The sequence below is a fragment of the Nocardioides sp. Leaf285 genome (genome assembly GCF_001422955.1).
Lineage (GTDB): Bacteria > Actinomycetota > Actinomycetes > Propionibacteriales > Nocardioidaceae > Nocardioides > Nocardioides kribbensis.
Genome location: NZ_LMNH01000003.1, coordinates 866,043 through 884,782 on the forward strand (window position 1 = coordinate 866,043; position 18,740 = coordinate 884,782).

Sequence of the window (18,740 nt, forward strand, 5' to 3'; positions counted from 1 at the left end):
CCCGGGAGGCCCCGCGTGACGGCACCGCACCACGAGGTCCAGCACCTCACCATCCACGGCCACCGCCGCGCCTTCGTCAAGGTCGGCAGCGGGCCGGTCGTCCTGCTGCTGCACGGTCTGGGCTGCGACCACACCACGTGGTCGCCGGTCATCGACACCCTGGCCGAGCGCTACACCGTGCTGGCGCCCGACCTGCTGGGTCACGGCGCCTCCGACAAGCCGCGCGCCGACTACTCCGTGGGTGGCTACGCCAACGGCATGCGCGACCTGCTCACGGTGCTGGGCATCGACAAGGTGACGGTGGTCGGCCACAGCTTCGGCGGCGGCGTGGCGATGCAGTTCGCCTACCAGTTCCCCGAGCGCACCGAGCGGATGATGCTGGTCGCCTCCGGGGGTCTCGGGCCCGAGGTCTCGCCGGCGATCCGCGCCATCACGACGCCCGGCTTCCACCAGCTGATGGGCGTGCTCACCCTGCCCGGCGTGCGCCACGTGGGCGTCGCCGGCATGCGCACGCTGGCCGCGGCGCCGCTGCCCGGCACCAGCGACCTCGCCGAGGTCGCCGACATCTACGACTCCTTCAAGGATCCGCGCGCCCGGGCCGCGATCCGCCAGGTCGTGCGCGCGGTCGTCGACTGGCGCGGCCAGCTCGTCACGATGGCCGACCGGGCCTACCTCACCGAGGCCATGCCGATGAGCGTGGTCTGGGGCAGCCACGACCGGGTGATCCCGGTCAGCCACGCCGACAACGCCGCGTCGCTGGCGCCCAAGGCCAGCGTGGAGGTGATCGCGGGTGCGGGGCACTTCCCCCACAAGGACCACCCCGAGCGGTTCGCCGCGATCCTCGACGACTTCGTGCGCACGACCCGGCCCGCGGTCTACAGCCGGGCCCGGTGGCGGCGGCTGCTCGCCAACGGCCCCGCCGCACCGGTCAGCCCGGTGCACGTCTTCGCCACGGCCTGAGGCCGCGCAGGGCCGCGGCGGCGCGTGCCGGGCCGGAGCGGTGCCGACGACGCCGCGAGGGGCGTGCGGGCCGAGGCCCGCACGCCCCTCGCGTGCCGTGCTGGTGCGGTGACGCTCAGGCGTCGCCGCCCTCCTGCTTGCGTCCGGCGACCGCGGTCGGGTCGTCGATGCGGTACTGCGCGAAGGCCTTCTCGACCTGTGCCGGGTCGATCTCACCCGCGTCGGCCAGCGCCTGCAGCGTGCGCACCACCACCGACTCGGCGTCGATGTTGAAGAATCGGCGCGCGGCGGGCCGGGTGTCGGCGAAGCCGAACCCGTCGGCGCCGAGCACGCAGTAGTCGCCGGGCACCCAGCGCGCGATCTGCAGCGGCACCGCGGCCATGAAGTCCGAGACGGCCAGGAACGGGCCCTGCGACCCGGCCAGCTTGTCGGCGACGTACGCCGTGCGCTGCGGCTCGCCGGGGTGCATGAGGTTCCACTGCTCGGAGGCGACGGCGTCGCGGGCCAGCTCGTTCCACGAGGTCACCGACCACGTGTCGGCCACGACCCCCCAGTCCTCGCGCAGGATCCGCGCGGCCTCCTGGGCCCACGGGAAGCCGACGCCGGAGGCGAGCAGCTGCACGCGGGGTCCGTCTCCCTCGCCGGTGGACACCTTGTGGATGCCCTTGAGGATGCCCTCGACGTCGACGTCCTCGGGCTCGGCCGGCTGCGGGACCGGCTCGTTGTAGACGGTGAGGTAGTAGATGACGTTCTCGCCGTCGGGGTGCTCCTCGGTGGAGCCGTACATCTGCTCCAGCCCGGTCTGCATGATGTGGCTGATCTCGTAGGCGAACGCCGGGTCGTAGTGCTTGATCGCCGGGTTGGTGGTGGCGAGCAGCGGCGAGTGTCCGTCGGCATGCTGCAGGCCCTCGCCGGTCAGCGTGGTGCGACCGGCCGTGGCGCCGACGAGGAAGCCCCGGGCGAGCTGGTCGGCCATGGCCCAGATCGAGTCGCCGGTGCGCTGGAAGCCGAACATCGAGTAGAAGATGTAGAACGGGATCATGTGCTCGCCGTGCGTGGAGTAGGCCGAGCCCGCTGCGGTGGCCGAGGCCATCGCGCCGGCCTCCGAGATGCCCTCGTGGAGCATCTGGCCCTGCGTCGACTCCTTGTAGGAGAGCAACAACTTGCGGTCGACCGACTCGTAGCGCTGACCGCCGGGGTTGTAGACCTTGGCGCTGGGGAACATCGCGTCCATGCCGAAGGTGCGGTACTCGTCGGGCGCGATCGGCACGATCCGCTTGCCGATCTCGGGGTCCTTCATCCAGTCCTTGAGCAGGCGGACGACGGCCATGGTCGAGGCCACCGAGTTCTTGCCCGAGCCCTTCTTGAGGTCGGCGTAGACCTTGTCGGCCGGCAGCGTGAGCGGCTCGGCCCGCAGCACGCGGCGCGGCACCGAGCCACCGAGCTGGCGGCGGCGCTCCATCATGTAGTCGATCTCGGGGGACTTCTCGCCGGGGTGGAAGAACGGCGCGGCGCCGGTCTCCTCGTAGGAGCGCTCGAGGTCGCGGTCGGAGATCGGCAGGTAGAGCCGGTCGCGGAACTTCTTGAGGTCCTCGGGGGTCAGCTTCTTCATCTGGTGCGTGGCGTTCTTGCCCTCGAGGGCGTCGATCGTCCAGCCCTTGATGGTCTTGGCCAGGATCACGGTGGGCTGGCCCACGTGCTTCTTGGCGGCGTCGAAGGCGGCGTAGACCTTGCGGTAGTCGTGGCCGCCGCGCGGCAGCTTCTGGATCTGCTGGTCGCTCATGTGCTCGACCATGGCCCGCAGGCGCGGGTCGCCGCCGAAGAAGCTCTCGCGGACGTAGCCGCCGTCCTCGACCGAGTAGGTCTGGAAGTCGCCGTCGGGGGTGGCGTTCATCTTGTTGACCAGGACGCCGTCGACGTCGCGGGCCAGCAGCTGGTCCCACTCGCGGCCCCAGACGACCTTGATGACGTTCCAGCCGGCGCCGCGGAAGTTGGCCTCGAGCTCCTGGATGATCTTGCCGTTGCCGGTCACCGGTCCGTCGAGCTGCTGGAGGTTGCAGTTGATGACCCAGGTGAGGTTGTCGAGCTCCTCGCGGGCCGCGACGCGGATCGCGCCCAGCGACTCGGGCTCGGCCATCTCGCCGTCGCCGAGGAAGGCCCACACGTGCTGGTTGTCGGTGTCCTTGATGCCGCGGTTCTGCAGGTAGCGGTTGAAGCGCGCCTGGTAGATCGAGTTGATGCCGGTCAGACCCATCGAGACCGTCGGGAACTCCCAGAAGTCCGGCATGAGGCGCGGGTGCGGGTAGGAGGGCAGGCCCTGGCCCGTGCCGTGCTGCACCTCCTGGCGGAAGCGGTAGAGCTGCTGCTCGCTGAGCCGGCCCTCGAGGTAGGCACGCGAGTAGATGCCGGGGGAGGCGTGGCCCTGGATGTAGATCTGGTCGCCGCCGCCGGGGGCGTCCTTGCCCTGGAAGAAGTGGTTGAAGCCGACCTCGTAGAGGCTCGCCGAGGACTGGTAGGTGGCGATGTGGCCGCCGACCTCCAGGCCCTTGCGGTTGGCGCTGGAGACCATCACCGCGGCGTTCCACCGGATGAAGGCGCGGATGCGCCGCTCGGCCTCCTCGTCGCCGGGGAACCAGGGCTCGCGCTCCGGCGGGATGGTGTTGATGTAGTCGGTGCTGCGCAGGGCGGGCACGCCGACGTTCATCTCCCGGGCGCGCTCCAGCAGCCGGAGCATGACGTAGCGCGCGCGCTCGCGGCCGCGCTCGTCGACCATGGAGTCGAAGGAGTCGATCCAGTCGTGGGTCTCGTCCGGATCGATGTCGGGCAGCTGGGTGGGCAGGCCCTCGTGGATCACGGCGCGGGCCGAGCCCGCACGTGCGGTGCCCGCGGTGGCGGGACCGGTCGAGGAGGTGCCGGACGGGGTGGATGAGTCATCGGTCACTCGCTCATCGTGGCACGCCGTCCCGACCGGCGAAATCTACCCGCGAGTACGCCGGAAAAGGGTTCGCTGAGCGTCACGGGACGTCCGTTGACCGGACCGCCGACGTCCTCACCCTGGTCACTGGCTTGCGCGCGGGCCCGCACTCCGCTGGACTACTCCTCATCCGTGGCCGGACCGACGGCCCCGGAGCCCACAGACTGGAGGACTCAGTGAGCTCGACCGCGGGTGGCGGGTCCACCCAGACAGGCCCCACGACCGGGACCACGACCGACGACGGCACCACTGCCGACACTCCGGCGGCACGGCTCGGCTTCAGCGCGGGCATGGTCATCCAGGAGCTCGGCTGGGACAACGACACCGACGACGACCTCCGGGTCTCCATCGAGGACACCATCGACGCCGACATGGTCGACGGCGACCACGGCAACGTGGTCGACGCCGTCGTGCTGTGGTGGCGCGCCGACGACGGCGACCTCGTCGACGGGCTCGTCGACTCCCTCACCGACCTGGTCGGCGGCGGCTCCATCTGGCTGCTCACGCCGAAGGTCGGACGACCGGGCTCGGTCGACGCCGCCGACATCGCCGAGGCCGCGCCCATCGCGGGCCTGGCCCAGACCACGACCGCGGCGGTGAGCAAGGACTGGGCCGCGACGCGGCTCGTCGCGCCGAAGACCCCCGCCTGAGCGGGCCGCCGGCCACCCCCGGCGTCCTCGCACGACCGAGTCGTCCTGGTGGGTGAACCGGCGGCGCGCGACGCGTCGTACGGTCCGCTCACCGGGGCGGCACCGCCCCGACCGGCTCCCGCGGCCGGATGCCCAGGTCGCCTGTGGACGGCCAGACAGGAACGCCCCGTGCTCCAGAAGATCATGACCGGTGTCTCCTCGGCCGGCATGTCGGTGAAGGTCCTCGGTCGTGCCGGGGTCATCAAGCCCTACTCGCCGGTGGTGCTGGCCCGGCTGGCCAGGACGCTCACGCAGTGGGGCCCGGGGCCTGCGGGGGGCTTCGCCTCGCTGGCGATCCGCGACCCCCACGCGACCGGGCTGGTCGACGAGATCGGCTCCCTGACGTGGGAGCAACTGCACCGTCGCTCCAACGCCCTTGCGCGAGCGCTGGCCGACCTGGGCGTGGGCGAGGGCGACGGCGTCGCGATCATGTGCCGCAACCACCGCTACTTCCTCGACGCCAGCATCGCCGTCGCCAAGCTCGGCGGTGACGCGATCTACCTCAACACCGCCTTCGCCGGACCGCAGCTCGTGGAGGTCCTGGAGCGCGACCGGCCCACCGTGCTGGTCCACGACGAGGAGTTCGCCGAGATGGTCGCGGCGGCCGACGTCGCCCACACCGTGCTGGCCTGGACCGAGCAGGGCTCCGAGCCCGGGCAGCCGACCGTGGAGTCCCTCGTCGCGGCCCACGACGACGGCGACCTCACGGCCCCCGAGCGCCACGGCCGCACGATCATCCTGACCTCCGGCACCACCGGCACGCCCAAGGGCGCTCCGCGCAGCGAGGCCGGCGTCGACGCCGCGGTCGCGCTGCTCTCGGGCATCCCGCTGAAGCAGGGCTGGCGCACCCACGTCGCCGCGCCCCTCTTCCACACGTGGGGCTTCGCCCACATGGCCCTGGCCATGCTGCTCGGCTCCACCCTCGTGCTCACCCGCCGCTTCGACCCCGAGGCCAGCCTCGAGCTGCTCGCGGCCGAGGAGTGCGACTCCTTCGTGGTCATCCCGGTCATGCTGCAGCGCATCCTCGCCCTGCCCGAGGAGGTGCTCGAGCGCCACGACCTGACCCGCCTCGAGGTCGTGGCCTCGTCGGGCTCGGCGCTGCCCGGCGACCTGGCGGTGACGTGGATGGACCGCTTCGGCGACAACCTCTACAGCACCTACGGCTCCACCGAGGTCGCCTACGCCTCCATCGCCGGCCCGCGCGACCTGCGCGCGGCCCCGTCGTCGGCCGGCCACCCGCCGTACGCCACGGTCGTGAAGATCCTCGACGAGCAGGGCCGCGAGCTGCCCGCCGGCGAGGCCGGGCGGATCTTCGTGGGCAACGGGCTGCTCTTCGAGGGCTACACCGGCGGCGGCCACAAGGAGGTCGTCGACGGGCTGATGTCGACCGGCGACGTGGGGCGCTTCGGCGAGGACGGCCGGCTCTACGTCGAGGGCCGTGACGACGAGATGATCGTCTCCGGCGGCGAGAACGTCTTCCCCAAGGAGGTCGAGGACTGCCTGGCCCGCCACGAGCACGTGGTCGAGGCGGCGGCCGTCGGGGTCGACGACGACGACTTCGGCAAGCGGCTCAAGGCCTTCGTGGTGGTCGACGACTCCTCGGTCAGCGAGGACGACCTCAAGGGCTGGGTGAAGCAGAACCTGGCCCGCTACAAGGTGCCGCGCGAGATCGTGCTGCTCGACGAGCTGCCGCGCAACTCCACCGGCAAGGTCCTCAAGCGCGACCTGGCGAAGCGGGACGCATGAGCGCGACGGCGACGTCGGCGTCCCCGTCGGCGGGCGGGGCCCCGGGCCTGCGGCTCGGGGGCCCGGCGCCCGACTTCACGCTGCGCGACCAGTTCGGCCAGGACGTCACGCTGTCGTCCTACCGCGGCACCAAGGCGGTGGCGATCCTCTTCTACCCCTTCGCCTTCTCCGGGGTGTGCACCGGCGAGATGGCCGGGGTGCGCGACCGGCTCGCGGAGTTCATGACCTTCGACAGCGAGGTCCTGGCCATCTCCTGCGACCCGACCTACGCGCTGCGGGCCTTCGCTGACGCCGACGGGCTGAACTTCCCGCTGCTCTCCGACTTCTGGCCCCACGGCGAGGTCACCCGCGCCTACGACGTCTTCGACGAGCGCAAGGGCTGCCCCCGCCGCTCCTCCTATGTCATCGACAAGGAGGGCCTGGTGCGGTGGGCGGTGCACAACTCCAACCCCGAGGGCCGTGACCTCGACGAGCACGTGCGCCAGCTGCAGGCCCTGGCCTGACCCACCCCGCGGGCGGAGGCCCCGGGCCGCCGGCTCAGGTGACCGCGAAGCGCTTGCGGTACGACGTGGGCGTCGTCGCGTAGGCGCTCGCGAAGTTCTGCCGGAAGGTCACCGCGCTGGCGAAGCCGCACGTCGCGGCGACCCGCGCGACCGGGAGGGTGGTGGTCTCCAGCAGCCGGCGCGACTCCTCGAGGCGGCGGGCGAGCACCCAGCGCGCGGGGGTGGTGCCGGTGGCCTCGGCGAAGCGACGCGTGAAGGTGCGTCGGCTCATCCGGGCGTGCGCGGCCAGCTCCTCGACGCCCAGGGGGCGGTCGAGGTGCGCCAGGGCCCAGTCCATGGTGGGCCCGACGTGCCCGGTGTCGTCCGCGCGCGGCACCGGTCGCTCGACGTACTGCGCCTGGTCGCCCTCGCGGTGGGGGGCGACGACCAGGTGACGCGCCACCGTGGCCGCGGCGACCGCGCCGAGGCGGGTCCGCACGACGTGGAGGCAGGCGTCGATCGCCGACGCGGTGCCCGCCGAGGTCAGCACGTCGCCGTGGTCGAGGTAGAGCGCTGCCGCCTCGACGGCCACGTTGGGGCGCCGGCGCGCGAGCTGCGCCGCCGCGCCCCAGTGCGTGACCGCGCCGCGGCCGTCCAGCACACCGCTGTCCACGACCGGGAACGCCCCCAGGCACAGGCCGACGGCCGTGCCGCCGCCCGCCGTGACCGCCCGGACCGCCCGCACCAGGTCCTCCTCGGCCGGAGGCAGGTCGGTGGGCCACGACGGCAGCACGAGCAGGTCGGCGCCCTCGACGACCTCGGGTCCGTGGACGCCGCCGACGAGGAGGCCCTCGGTCGTGCGCACCGCGCGGCCGTCGGCTGTCCACACCACGGGGTCCCACCCCGGGGCCAGGCCCTGACGGCCCACCTCGCCGAACACCAGCAGCGGCGTGGCGAGGTGGAAGAGGGTGACGCCGTCGAAGGCGTGGACGACGATGCGCATCTTGGCCCGATCTCATCGAAGGTGGTCCGTCGAGCCACTCACGCTAGCGCAACCTCCGGGGGACGCTGGAGCCTTCACCCCCGCAGCACCGAGGAGACACCATGACCCACCCCCGCCGCGCCCTCGTCGTCGTCGACGTCCAGCAGGAGTACTTCGAGGGAGTGCTCGCGATCCAGGCCCCCGACCGCGACCGCACCCTCGCCCAGGTGCTCGCGGCCCTCGACACGGCCGCGGAGGCCGACCTGCCGGTCGTCGTCGTGCAGCACGAGCTGCCCGAGGGCGCGCCCGTCTTCGCCGTGGGCAGTCGGAGCTGGTCGCTGCACCCTGAGGTCGAGCGCCGGCTCGACCCGTCGTGGCTGCGCGCCACCAAGGACAAGGCGAGCGTCTTCGCCGGCACCGACGTGGCCGCCTGGCTGGGCGAGCGTGACGTCGACACCGTGACGATCGTCGGCTACATGACCAACAACTGCGACCTCGCCACCGCCGTCGGCGCCGAGGAGCTCGGCCTCACGGCCGAGGTCCTCTCCGACGCCACGGGCGCCATCCACCTGGCCAACGAGGCCGGCGAGGTCTCGGCCGAGCAGCTGCACGCCACCCTGATGGTGCTGCTGCACTCCAACCTCGCGGCCGTGGCCACGACGGGTGACTGGGCCGCGGCCGTCGCCGCGGGGGAGGCCCTGCCGGTCAGCGACCTCGGCACGTCGGCCACGCGGGGCCGGGCGGTCTTCGGCGGCTGAGCGCGCGGGCCGGCCGTGACCGGGTGTTGACCGGGTCGGGGCTGGTGGGCGCAGAGGGGATCGAACCCCCGACCTGCTCGTTGTAAGCGAGCTGCTCTACCGCTGAGCTATACGCCCCCGCGCCCCGGTCGCACCGAGGCGGGCACAGACTAGACGAGACCGGCGCCGGCCGGTCGCCGCCCTCCGGACCAGACCGGTCGGAACTGGTGCCGGTCCGGTGCCATCCGGCACGGCGAGGGCTCCGAACCCGTAGTGGCCTGCCTCACACGAGGCGACTGGATCCCTATGGAGGGGCTTTCGCATGAGCGACACCAGCAGAAGGAAGTTCATCGCCGCGGCCGGAGCCGGCACCGCGGCGACCGCCGTGGCCGGCGGCGTCACCCTGGCGACCGGCGGCAGCGCCGCGGCCGCCCGCCCGCGTCCGGGCACCGCGAAGGAGGCCGTCGTGGCCTACGTCGAGAACCACCGCTCCGACCGACTGACGATCCTCGTCGGCGAGCGCGAGATCGAGGTCCGCGACCGCGACCTCGTCACCCGCATCCTCAACGCAGCAGGGGGCAACTGATGTCGTCGCACCGCGAAGCACCGGAGATCGCCAAGGACCCCGCGGCCGACGGCACCGACACCTACGCGTTCGTGAGCCCGGAGAACCCGAACAAGGTCATCCTGATCGCGAACTTCATCCCGCTGCAGCAGCCCAACGGCGGCCCGAACTTCTACGAGTTCGCCGACGACGTGCAGTACGAGATCCACGTCTCCAACAAGGGCACGTCGGAGCCCGACATCACCTACCAGTTCCGCTTCCGGACCCAGGTGCGCAACCCCAAGACGTTCCTCTACAACACCGGCCAGATCACCGACATCTCCGACGAGGCCTGGAACCGCCCGCAGTTCTACACCGTGATGAAGGTGCAGGGCGGTCGCAAGCAGGTCATCGGGCGCAACCTGCCCGTGCCCCCGGTCAACGTGGGTCCGCGCAGCACGCCCAACTACGGCGACCTCGCCGACCAGGCCACCCACCGCCTCGGCAACGGTCGCAAGGTCTTCGCGGGCCAGCGTGCCGACGCCTTCCACGTCGACCTGGGCAGCATCTTCGACCTCGGCGCCCTGCGACCCTTCAACGAGGCCCACGTCATCTCCATGCCGGAGATGAACGGCGTCAACTCGGTGCAGTCCTACAACGTGCACACCATCGCGCTGCAGGTGAACATCACCGAGCTGACCCGTGACGGCTCCAAGCCCGACGACGTGATGGACCCCAAGTCCGTCATCGGCGTGTGGGCCACCGCCAGCCGCCGCAAGTCGCGGATGTGGAACGCCAACCAGGGCAAGTACACCGGCATGGGCCCGTGGCAGCAGGTCTCGCGCCTGGGCAACCCGCTGTTCAACGAGGTCATCGTGCCGATGGCCGAGAAGGACAACTGGAACGCCAGCCCGGTCACCGCCGACAAGCGCTTCGCCAAGTACGTCGCCAAGCCCGAGCTGCAGGGGCTGCTCCCGGCGCTCTACCCGGGGGTCTTCCCGAACCTGGCGGCCTACGACAAGCCGCGCGCCGACCTCGACGCAATCCTGCTGACCGGCATCCCCGAGGGTGTCGTGCCCGGCTTCCAGAACTACACCGGGCCGGTCAAGGCCGACATGCTGCGCCTCAACGTGGCGGTGCCCCCGACGGCTCCGGCCGACGAGAACCCGATCGGCCTCGTGGCCGGCGACGCCGCGGGCTTCCCCAACGGCCGTCGCCTCGGCGACGACGTGGTGGCCATCGAGCTGCGGGCCGTGGCCGGTGCCACGATCCCGCTGGTCGACCCGTCCTACGAGCCCGACGCGGCCGCCGGTGCTCTCACCGACGGCACCAGCAACACCAACGCGCCGCTGCTCGACCGGTTCCCGTTCCTGGGCCTGCCCGGCGGCGGCTACCAGACCGAGCCCGGCACCACGCAGGCCTCGTGACCACCCCCGCGTCGGTCGAGAACCCGCACGCCGGGCAGGGCTCGGTCCTGCTCGACATCGGGGGTGACGTCGGGGCCCTGGTGGTCACCATGCCGGCGTCGATGCTCGACGTGGAGGTGGAGATCAAGCCGGTCGGCGCCGACTTCGACGAGCCGGCCGACCACCCGCACGAGCACGACCACGGTCACGACCACGGTCACGGTCACGGTCACGGGAGGCACCCGCACGTCGCGGTCGTCGCCCGTCCGGTGCCCGGCGGGGGCTCGGTGCCCTCGCTGGTCTACCCCGACCTCGTCGGGGGCTCCTACGACCTCTACGTGAAGGACACGACCGACATCGTCCTGACCGTCGAGGTGCCCGGCGGGTCCGTCGCCACCGCGGAGTGGCCCGGAGCCTGAGCGCTCCTGCGCGACCACGGCGCCCGTGCGGGCGCGTGCACGACGTACGACGGCCGTCCCGGTCCACCCGGGGCGGCCGTCGTCGTGTGCCCCCACGGTGTGGACCCCCGCCGACGGGTGTCGGTGGGACGGGGCACAATCGGCCCCGCACCCACCACAGACCAGCACGGCGAGCGGCGACGGAGGACGCAGCGTGGCAGCAACCGGATCCGGGCCGGGCGTCGCCGAGCGCCTCGCCGGTCGCCACGTCCTGCTGACGGGGGTCACCGGCTTTGTCGGCGAGGCCCTGCTGCGGCTGCTGCTGGTCGAGGTGCCCGACGTGCGGGTCAGCGTGCTCGTGCGCCCCAAGGGCTCGACGTCCGCGGCCGCGAGGGTCGCGACGCTGCTGGGCAAGCCGGTCTTCGCCCCGGCGGTCGAGGTCGCCGGCGGGGTGGAGCCCCTGCTGGCCGCGCGCGTCGGTGTCGTGGCCGGTGACCTCTCCGACGTGCCCGCGCTGCCCGACGACCTCGACGCGGTCGTCCACTGCGCGGGCGACGTGTCCTTCGACCCGCCGGTCGACGCCGCCTTCACCACCAACGTCGTCGGCACGCGCGACCTGCTCGCCCGGCTGCGCGAGGCCGAGGAGCGCGGCGACGGCCGTGCCGTGCACTACGTCCACGTCTCCACCGCCTACGTCTCCGGGCGGCGCAGCGGCACGGTGCCCGAGGGGCCGGTGGCCCACGACGTCGACCTCGAGGCCGAGCTGGCGTGGGGGCTGGCCCAGCGCGGGGAGCTCGAGCGGCGCTCGCGCGACGCCGACCGGCTCGAGGCCCAGCGGCGGCGCGCCGAGCGCGAGCACGGGCGCGCGGGGCTGCTCACGGCGGCCGCGGCCAGCGAGGCGGCGCGGCGGCAGTGGGTCAAGGACGAGCTGGTCCGCGTGGGCAGCGAGCGGGCCCGCAGCCTGGGCTGGACCGACTGCTACACCTTCACCAAGGCCCTCGGCGAGCGCGTCGTGGAGCAGCACGCCCGCACCCACCCGGTGTCGGTGGTGCGACCCAGCATCATCGAGTCGGCGCTCGCCAGCCCCCACCCGGGCTGGATCGAGGGCTTCAAGATGGCCGAGCCGCTGATCCTCGCCTACGGCCGCGGAGAGCTCCCGGAGTTCCCCGCCGCGGCCGACACCATCGTCGACATCGTGCCCGTCGACCACGTGGTGGCGACCCTGGTCGCGGTGCTCGCGCACCCGCCGGCCGCGGGGGAGGCGGCCTGGTTCCACGTCTCCTCGGGCCACCGCAACCCGCTCACCTTCCGCCGGCTCTACGAGCACGTGCGCGCCTACTTCGACGCCCACCCCTTCCAGGCCGGGTCGCGGGGCGCGAGCCCGCTGCCCGACTGGCGCTTCCCCGGGGCCTCGGCCGTCGAGCGGCTGCTGACCACCAGCGAGCGCGCCCACCGCGTCGCGGAGTCGGTCGTGGGTCGCGCCCCGCGCAGCGACCGCACCCGCGACCTGGCCCGCCGGCTGGAGCAGCAGAGGCAGCGCCTGGAGTTCCTGCGGCGCTACCTCGACCTCTACCAGGAGTACGCCCAGGCCGACCTGCGCTTCTCCGACGAGCGCACCACCGCGCTGCGGCTCTCCCTGTCGGCGGCCGACCAGGAGCGGTTCGCCTTCGACACCGCCGCCGTCGACTGGCGGGTCTACGTCGAGGACATCCACTGCCCCGCGGTGACGGCCCCGATCCGACGCCTCGACGAGATCCGTGCCCGCCGCGCCCGGTCCACCCCGGCGCGCGCCGGCGGCCTGCGCCCCGTGCCGGCTGCGGAGGGAGCAGGCCCCCCGGGGGTCGCGGCGTTCTTCGACATGGACGGCACGCTGCTGTCCTCCAACGTGGTCGAGACCTACCTGTGGATGCGCCTGCAGGAGCTCTCGGCCGGAGAGCGCGCCGGGGAGCTGGGCCGCGTGCTCGGCCGGGTGCCCGGCCTGCTGCGCGCCGAGCGACGCCAGCGCGGGGACTTCCTGCGCGCGGTCTACCGCGACTACGAGGGCGCCGACCGCGCCGCCCTCGACCGGGTCGCCGACGAGCTGCTCACCGACCACATGCTGGCCCGGCTCTCGCCCGAGGCGGCGCGCCGGATCCGCGAGCACCGCCGTGCGGGTCACCGCACGGTCCTCATCACCGGGGCCGTGCGTCCGCTCACCCGCCCGCTCGCGCCGCTCTTCGACCACGTCGAGGCCGTCGACCTCGTGGTCGACGACCAGGGCCGCTGCACCGGCCACCTCGCGTCCTCCCCGCTGGTGGGGGAGTCGCGCGCCGCCTTCATGCAGGCGTGGGCCGCCCAGCACGACGTCGACCTGGCGGCCTCCTACGCCTACGCCGACTCCCACTCCGACCTGCCGCTGCTGGCCGCCGTCGGCAACCCCGTCGCCGTGCGGCCCGACGTCCCGCTCTACCGCCACGCGCGTCGTCAGGGCTGGAGCATCGTCGACTGGGCCAGCCCCGCCTCGGCCGGTCGCTCGCTCAACCCCGCGGGAGGCCGCCGGTGATGCTCGCGCTGGAGATGTTCCGCTCGCTGCCGCGCCACGTGGCCGGCCGTGCGGTCGGTGGACGCGTGCCCGGACTGCTGTCGGGCTTCGCCGCCCCGCTGCGACTGGTCACCCGCGAGGCGCCGCGCGTGGACCGCCCCGGCTGGGCCCGGCTCCGCACCCGCGTCTCCGGCATCTGCGGCTCCGACCTCGGCGCGCTCTCGGGGCGCACGAGCCTCTACTTCTCCGCGGTGTCCTCGCTGCCCTTCGTGCCCGGTCACGAGATCGTCGCCGAGCTGCTCGACGACTGCGAGGACCTGCCCGCCGGCACGCGCGTGGTGCTCGACCCGGTCCTGGCCTGCGCCACCCGGGGCGTCGAGCCGTGCGAGGCCTGCCGGGTGGGCGCGACCAACCGCTGCTCGCGCATCACCGTCGGCCACCTCGCGCCCGGGCTGCAGACCGGCTTCTGCCGCGACACCGGCGGCGGCTGGGGCCAGCAGCTGGCGGCCCACCGCAGCCAGCTGCACCCCGTGGCCGAGGGTCTCGACGACCACCAGGCACTGCTGCTCGAGCCGCTGGCCTGCGCGGTCCACACCGCGCTGCGCGCCGGCGTGTCCTCCGGCGACCGGGTGCTGGTCAGCGGCGCCGGCGCGGTCGGGCTCTTCGCCACGCTCGCCCTGCGCGAGCTCACGCCCGCCGGGCACGTCACGGTCGTGGCCAAGCACCCCCACCAGCGCGAGCTGGCCCTGGCGCTGGGAGCCACCGACGTGGTCGCGCCCCGCGAGGTGCTGCGCCGGGTGCGGCGTACGACGGGGGCCTTCCAGGTCAGCCCGCAGCTGCACGCGCCCTACCTGCTCGGCGGCGTCGACGTGGCGATCGACGCGGTCGGCTCCCGCGGCTCGCTCGAGACGGCGCTGCAGTCCACCCGCGCCGGCGGGCGGGTCGTGCTCTCGGGCATGCCCGCCGCGGCCGACCTGTCGGCGGCGTGGTTCCGCGAGCTGGAGCTGGTCGGCACCTACGCCTCGGCCGCCCGCGAGCCCCTGCACGGGGCCGAGGGCGGTGCGCGGGCCGGCCGCGCGGCGTTCGACCTCGCCGCCGACCTCGCCGCCCACGACGCCGTCGCCCGCATCGCCGGGTCGGTCGCGACCTACCCGCTCCACCGCTGGCGAGAAGCTCTCGACCACGCCCACGCCGCCGGCCGTCTCGGCACGGTCAAGGTGGCCTTCGACCCGAGGAGAACCGACTAGTGCCCCGTCCCGGATTCGTCCTGGAGGTCGACGACCGCACGCCTCCGCTCCTCGTGCACGAGGGCCTCGGCTTCCGGCTCGAGGACTTCCCGCAGGGCACGCGCGTGGTCTACCCGCCCGAGTCGCTGCCGGCCGTGCGCGACGTCGAGGCCGCGATCACCGACGCCCTGCTCCACCCGCTGGGCTCCGACCCGCTGCCCGAGCGCCTCTTCCCGGGCATGCGGCTGACCCTCGCCTTCGACGACGTCTCGCTGCCGCTGCCCCCGATGCGCGCCCCCGACATCCGCCAGCGGGTGATCGAGCAGGTGCTCACCCTGGCCGCGGAGGCCGGCGTCGACGACGTCGAGATCATCGCCGCCAACGCCCTGCACCGCCGGATGACGACCGCGGAGCTGCGCCACATCGTCGGCGAGCGCGTCTTCCGCTCCTTCCACCCCCAGGGCAAGCTCTACAACTTCGACGCCGAGGACCGCGACAACCTCACCCACCTCGGCACCACCGACGAGGGCGAGGACATCGAGATCAGCAAGCGGGCCGCGGAGTCCGACCTGCTGGTCTACGTCAACGTCAACCTCGTGGCCATGGACGGAGGGCACAAGTCGGTCGGCATCGGCCTGGCCTCCTACCGCTCGCTGCGCCACCACCACAACCCACGCACGATGGTGCACTCGCGCTCCTTCATGGACCACGAGAAGTCGGCGATGCACCACTCGGCGTGGCGCATCGGGCGGGTGATCAAGGAGCACGTGGCGGTCTTCCAGATCGAGACCACGCTGGACAACCAGGTCTTCCCAGCGCCCTTCGACTTCCTCATGAAGCGTGAGTGGGAGTGGTCGCTGCGCGACCAGGCCTCGATGCTCGCGGCCCGCCGCGGCCTGGCGCTGGCCCCCGCGAAGCTGCGGCACAAGATCTTCCACGACCTGCGTGCGCCCTACGGCCTGACCGGCATCGCCGCCGGCGAGGTCGAGGAGGTCCACGAGAAGACCCTGGAGCGGGTGCACCGCCAGCAGCTGGTGGAGGTCGACGGGGCCTCCGACGTGCTCGTGCTCGGGGTGCCGTTCCTGGGCCCCTACAACGTCGGCAGCTCGATGAACCCCGTGCTCGCCACGTGCATGGGTCTGGGCTACTACTTCAACTCCTACCGCAACCACCCGGTGGTCCGCCGCGGCGGCGCGGTCATCCTCTACCACCCCCTCGACGAGGGCTTCAACCAGCTGCACCACCCCTCCTACGTCGACTTCTACGAGGAGGTGCTCTCCGAGACGACCGATCCCGTGGTGCTCTCGGAGAAGTACGAGCGGCAGTTCGCCGAGGACGACTGGTACCGCCACCTCTACCGCACCTCGCACGCCTACCACGGCGTCCACCCGTTCTACATGTGGTATTGGGCGGCGCACGCGATGGACCACGTCGGCGACGTCGTCTGGGTCGGTGGCGACCGCCGGGTCGCCGCGCGGCTGGGCTTCCGCGCCGCCTCGACGCTGGCCGACGCCCTCGAGATGGTGTCGGGCTCGGTGGGCTCGAGCCCGTCGATCACCTACCTCCACAACCCGCCCCACCTCGTCGCCGACGTGCGGGTCTGAGCAGCGGGGCGAGGGAGGCAGCGATGGGTTTCGTCAGCGAGGGTGTCGACGACGTACGCCGCACGGCGCGCGGCTGGCGCTGGGGGAGGCGGGCGCAGGTGCCGCGCTCGGCCGAGCCCTACGTGCCCGCGGCGCGCTCGCGTGTGTTCCCCTCCGACTGGTCGCGCCGGCCCTCGGCCGTGGCCGCCCGCGAGGTGGCGCAGCGCGGCGGGCTGGAGCCGCTCTTCCGCAGCCAGGTGCGCACGCGCGTGGAGGGCCTCGACGTGCTCGAGCGGGTCGAGGGCCCGGTGATCTTCGTGGCCAACCACGCCTCCCACCTCGACACCCCGCTCATCCTGCTCTCGCTGCCCGACGCGTGGCGTCGGCGCACGGCGGTGGCCGCCGCGGCCGACTACTTCTTCGACACCTGGTGGCGCGCGGTGGGCTCCTCGCTGCTGTTCAACACCTTCCCGATCGACCGGCGCGGCGGCACGCTCACCGCGACGCCCGGCGAGGTGCTCGCCGACGGCTGGAGCCTGGTCATCTACCCCGAGGGCACCCGGTCGACCGACGGCTGGATGTCGGGCTTCCGGATGGGCGCGGCCTGGCTGGCCCACGAGCACGGCGTGCCCGTCGTGCCGGTGGCCCACCGGGGCACCTTCGCGGCGATGCCGCGCGGCCAGGGGTGGCCCGGCCGCGGCCGCCGCCAGCTGACCGTGCGCTTCGGCGAGCCGCTGCGTGCGCGCGAGGGCGAGTCGGTGCGCGACTTCGCGCCGAGGGTGCGCGACGCCGTGGCCGCGCTGCTCGACGAGGAGACCACCACCTGGTGGGAGGCCCGGGGGCGCGCCGCCCGCGGCGAGACCCCCGACCCCTCGGGTCCCGAGGTGGCCACCTGGCGGCGGGTCTGGGCCCAGACCGACTCCCCGCCGGCCGAGCCGACCTCGTCGCGGCGCCTGGCCGTCTGGCGGCGCTGACCCGGCGCCGACCCGGCGCTGACCCGGCGCCGGGAGGGTGCGCCTCACCCCTGCGGCCCGTCGTGGATGAGAGTGCCCTCATCCGAGCCTCATGGGGGCCTCACCCCCGGCCGTCAGAGTCTTCCTCATCAGCCGCCGGACCACCCGGCGGACCCACGAGAGGAAGCACCATGAAGAAGATCGCCACCCTCGGCTCGCTCACCCTGGCCTCCGCCCTCACCGGCGGCCTGCTGGCCTTCCAGGCCCCGATCGCCAACGCCGACGACGCCTTCGCCAAGCGTGACGAGGACACCGCCGATGTCGTCATGAGCGTCGACGACGACGATGACGACGACACGGGCAACCGCGACGACGACACCAACGGCGACAACACCAACACCGGCGCCAGCAAGTCGACCAACGACGGCACTAACAGCAACTTCACCAAGGCCAGCCGCGACCGCGACGTCTCGCGCAGCGACAAGACCAAGGACTTCACGCGCGACGGCGGCGACCGCACCCGCGACTTCTCCGCCAACCAGACCAACGACGCCTCGCGCAACGACACCCGCGGCTGACGGTCCGGGCACGCGGACGACGGAGGGGACGAGATGAGCAAGCCGAGCACCTGGGGCCTGGGCGAGGGCGACCCGATCACCCGCGAGCTGACCGCGATGCGGCTGCTCGGGGGCGGGTCGTCCTACGAGGCCTACCTGGCCTTCGACGAGATCACCTACGCCCCGGTGGTGGTGAAGATCGTCCGGCCGGCCAAGGTCGAGGACCGCTCGAGCATCCGCGGCCTGCGCCGTGAGGTCGAGGCGCTGGCCGTCGTCAACCACCCCGCCGTCGTCCGCGGCCTGCGCCACGAGCTGGAGGGGGAGCGGCCCCACCTGGTGCTCGAGCACCTCGACGGGCCCCGCCTGTCCTCACTCGTACGCCGCTACGGCCCGCTCCAGCCGCAGCAGTACCTGCCGCTCGGCATCGAGGTCGCCTCGGCGCTGCACTACCTGCGCCACCTCGGCTGGACCCACCTCGACGTGAAGCCGAGCAACATCATCATGGGCGCACCCGCGCGCCTGATCGACCTCTCGGTGGCGCGCCCGCTGGCCGCCGCCGAGGCCCTCGACCACGTCATCGGCACCGACGCCTACCTCGCCCCCGAGCAGGCCGACCCGCCCCGCACCGGCACCCCCGGGCACGCCAGCGACGTCTGGGGGCTGGCCGCGACCCTCTTCGAGGCGGTGGCGGGCTACCGCGCCTTCGACGACGGCGACCTGACCTCCGACGACGTGCGGGTGCGCTACCCGCAGGTGTCCCAGGACCCCTACCGGCTCCCCGACGCAGTGCCCGCCGACGTGGCCAAGATCGTCTACGCCGGTCTCGAGAAGCGGCCCGAGGACCGTCCGCTGCCCCACGAGGTGGCCGAGGCCCTCGAGCCGGTGCTCGCCGCCCAGCCGCGGGCCCGGCTCGCGGGCTGGAAGGTGCGCTGAGACCCGGCGTACCCGCCCTGTCCGCACGATCCTCCGCATCCCCCCTCCA

At 73.1% G+C, this 18,740-nt stretch carries 16 protein-coding genes and 1 tRNA gene; 14 read left to right on the top strand and 3 right to left on the bottom strand.

Annotated elements, in window-relative coordinates:
- The first annotated feature begins 15 nt into the window (after positions 1–15).
- The gene (locus ASF47_RS12395) at positions 16–960 is read left to right on the top strand and encodes an alpha/beta fold hydrolase (protein WP_056864252.1); all 945 of its coding nucleotides are present in this window, start codon (positions 16–18) and stop codon (positions 958–960) included.
- Between the two features lie 115 nt (positions 961–1,075).
- Here ASF47_RS12395 and aceE read toward each other — a convergent pair whose 3' ends face one another.
- Positions 1,076–3,901, bottom strand: a complete 2,826-nt coding sequence (gene aceE / locus ASF47_RS12400; protein ID WP_082500249.1) for a pyruvate dehydrogenase (acetyl-transferring), homodimeric type — start codon at positions 3,899–3,901, stop codon at positions 1,076–1,078.
- Between the two features lie 209 nt (positions 3,902–4,110).
- On the opposite strand from aceE, the gene ASF47_RS12405 reads away from it, so the two are divergent.
- The 3 genes from ASF47_RS12405 to ASF47_RS12415 all read left to right on the top strand — a co-directional run bounded on the left by ASF47_RS12405 (position 4,111) and on the right by ASF47_RS12415 (position 6,872).
- Complete coding sequence (locus ASF47_RS12405) at positions 4,111–4,584, top strand: DUF3052 domain-containing protein (RefSeq protein WP_082500250.1); 474 nt, start codon at positions 4,111–4,113, stop codon at positions 4,582–4,584.
- Between the two features lie 168 nt (positions 4,585–4,752).
- Positions 4,753–6,369: an AMP-binding protein gene (locus tag ASF47_RS12410; protein WP_228942132.1), complete on the top strand. Its 1,617-nt coding sequence runs from the start codon at positions 4,753–4,755 to the stop codon at positions 6,367–6,369.
- Complete coding sequence (locus tag ASF47_RS12415; RefSeq protein WP_056864253.1) at positions 6,366–6,872, top strand: peroxiredoxin; 507 nt, start codon at positions 6,366–6,368, stop codon at positions 6,870–6,872. The genes ASF47_RS12410 and ASF47_RS12415 overlap by 4 nt, the downstream gene beginning before the upstream one ends.
- A 34-nt stretch (positions 6,873–6,906) precedes the next feature.
- On the opposite strand, the gene ASF47_RS12420 is transcribed toward ASF47_RS12415, so the two are convergent.
- Positions 6,907–7,854, bottom strand: a complete 948-nt coding sequence (locus tag ASF47_RS12420) for a GlxA family transcriptional regulator (RefSeq protein ID WP_056864254.1) — start codon at positions 7,852–7,854, stop codon at positions 6,907–6,909.
- A 101-nt stretch (positions 7,855–7,955) separates the two neighbouring features.
- On the opposite strand from ASF47_RS12420, the gene ASF47_RS12425 reads away from it, so the two are divergent.
- Entirely contained in the window at positions 7,956–8,591 is a 636-nt protein-coding gene (locus ASF47_RS12425) for an isochorismatase family protein (RefSeq protein ID WP_056864255.1), read from the top strand.
- Positions 8,592–8,633: 42 nt separating this feature from the next.
- On the opposite strand, the gene ASF47_RS12430 is transcribed toward ASF47_RS12425, so the two are convergent.
- Positions 8,634–8,708: transfer RNA gene (locus ASF47_RS12430), tRNA-Val, on the bottom strand.
- 184 nt (positions 8,709–8,892) lie between these two features.
- Between ASF47_RS12430 and ASF47_RS12435 the strand changes: the two genes are divergently transcribed.
- The 9 genes from ASF47_RS12435 to ASF47_RS12475 all read left to right on the top strand — a co-directional run bounded on the left by ASF47_RS12435 (position 8,893) and on the right by ASF47_RS12475 (position 18,691).
- Positions 8,893–9,156 carry a hypothetical protein gene (locus tag ASF47_RS12435; protein ID WP_056864256.1) on the top strand — a complete coding sequence of 88 codons (264 nt, stop codon included), beginning with the start codon at positions 8,893–8,895 and terminating at the stop codon, positions 9,154–9,156.
- Entirely contained in the window at positions 9,156–10,541 is a 1,386-nt protein-coding gene (locus ASF47_RS12440) for a DUF4331 domain-containing protein (protein ID WP_056864257.1), read from the top strand. The genes ASF47_RS12435 and ASF47_RS12440 overlap by 1 nt, the downstream gene beginning before the upstream one ends.
- Positions 10,538–10,939, top strand: a complete 402-nt coding sequence (locus ASF47_RS12445) for a hypothetical protein (protein WP_056864258.1) — start codon at positions 10,538–10,540, stop codon at positions 10,937–10,939. The genes ASF47_RS12440 and ASF47_RS12445 overlap by 4 nt, the downstream gene beginning before the upstream one ends.
- A 193-nt stretch (positions 10,940–11,132) precedes the next feature.
- Positions 11,133–13,460 (top strand): HAD-IB family hydrolase, encoded by a 2,328-nt coding sequence (locus ASF47_RS12450; protein ID WP_056864259.1) that lies wholly within the window; start codon positions 11,133–11,135, stop codon positions 13,458–13,460.
- Positions 13,460–14,686: a zinc-dependent alcohol dehydrogenase gene (locus tag ASF47_RS12455; RefSeq protein ID WP_056864643.1), complete on the top strand. Its 1,227-nt coding sequence runs from the start codon at positions 13,460–13,462 to the stop codon at positions 14,684–14,686. The genes ASF47_RS12450 and ASF47_RS12455 overlap by 1 nt, the downstream gene beginning before the upstream one ends.
- A complete protein-coding gene (locus ASF47_RS12460) occupies positions 14,686–16,269 on the top strand; it encodes a lactate racemase domain-containing protein (protein WP_056864260.1) in 1,584 nt (527 codons plus the stop codon). Before ASF47_RS12455 ends, ASF47_RS12460 begins: the two co-directional genes overlap by 1 nt.
- A gap of 23 nt (positions 16,270–16,292) precedes the next feature.
- Entirely contained in the window at positions 16,293–17,222 is a 930-nt protein-coding gene (locus ASF47_RS12465) for a lysophospholipid acyltransferase family protein (RefSeq protein WP_056864261.1), read from the top strand.
- A 170-nt stretch (positions 17,223–17,392) separates the two neighbouring features.
- Positions 17,393–17,779, top strand: a complete 387-nt coding sequence (locus tag ASF47_RS12470; protein ID WP_056864262.1) for a hypothetical protein — start codon at positions 17,393–17,395, stop codon at positions 17,777–17,779.
- A 33-nt stretch (positions 17,780–17,812) separates the two neighbouring features.
- Positions 17,813–18,691, top strand: a complete 879-nt coding sequence (locus ASF47_RS12475; protein WP_056864263.1) for a serine/threonine-protein kinase — start codon at positions 17,813–17,815, stop codon at positions 18,689–18,691.
- Positions 18,692–18,740 lie beyond the last annotated feature (49 nt).

Coding starts and splice junctions, on each gene's coding strand:
- ASF47_RS12415 (WP_056864253.1), top strand. CDS start 6,366: ATGAGCGCGACGGCGACGTCGGCGTCCCCGTCGGCGGGCGGGGCCCCG.
- ASF47_RS12420 (WP_056864254.1), bottom strand. CDS start 7,854: ATGCGCATCGTCGTCCACGCCTTCGACGGCGTCACCCTCTTCCACCTC.
- ASF47_RS12425 (WP_056864255.1), top strand. CDS start 7,956: ATGACCCACCCCCGCCGCGCCCTCGTCGTCGTCGACGTCCAGCAGGAG.
- ASF47_RS12435 (WP_056864256.1), top strand. CDS start 8,893: ATGAGCGACACCAGCAGAAGGAAGTTCATCGCCGCGGCCGGAGCCGGC.
- ASF47_RS12440 (WP_056864257.1), top strand. CDS start 9,156: ATGTCGTCGCACCGCGAAGCACCGGAGATCGCCAAGGACCCCGCGGCC.
- ASF47_RS12455 (WP_056864643.1), top strand. CDS start 13,460: ATGCTCGCGCTGGAGATGTTCCGCTCGCTGCCGCGCCACGTGGCCGGC.
- ASF47_RS12465 (WP_056864261.1), top strand. CDS start 16,293: ATGGGTTTCGTCAGCGAGGGTGTCGACGACGTACGCCGCACGGCGCGC.
- ASF47_RS12470 (WP_056864262.1), top strand. CDS start 17,393: ATGAAGAAGATCGCCACCCTCGGCTCGCTCACCCTGGCCTCCGCCCTC.
- ASF47_RS12475 (WP_056864263.1), top strand. CDS start 17,813: ATGAGCAAGCCGAGCACCTGGGGCCTGGGCGAGGGCGACCCGATCACC.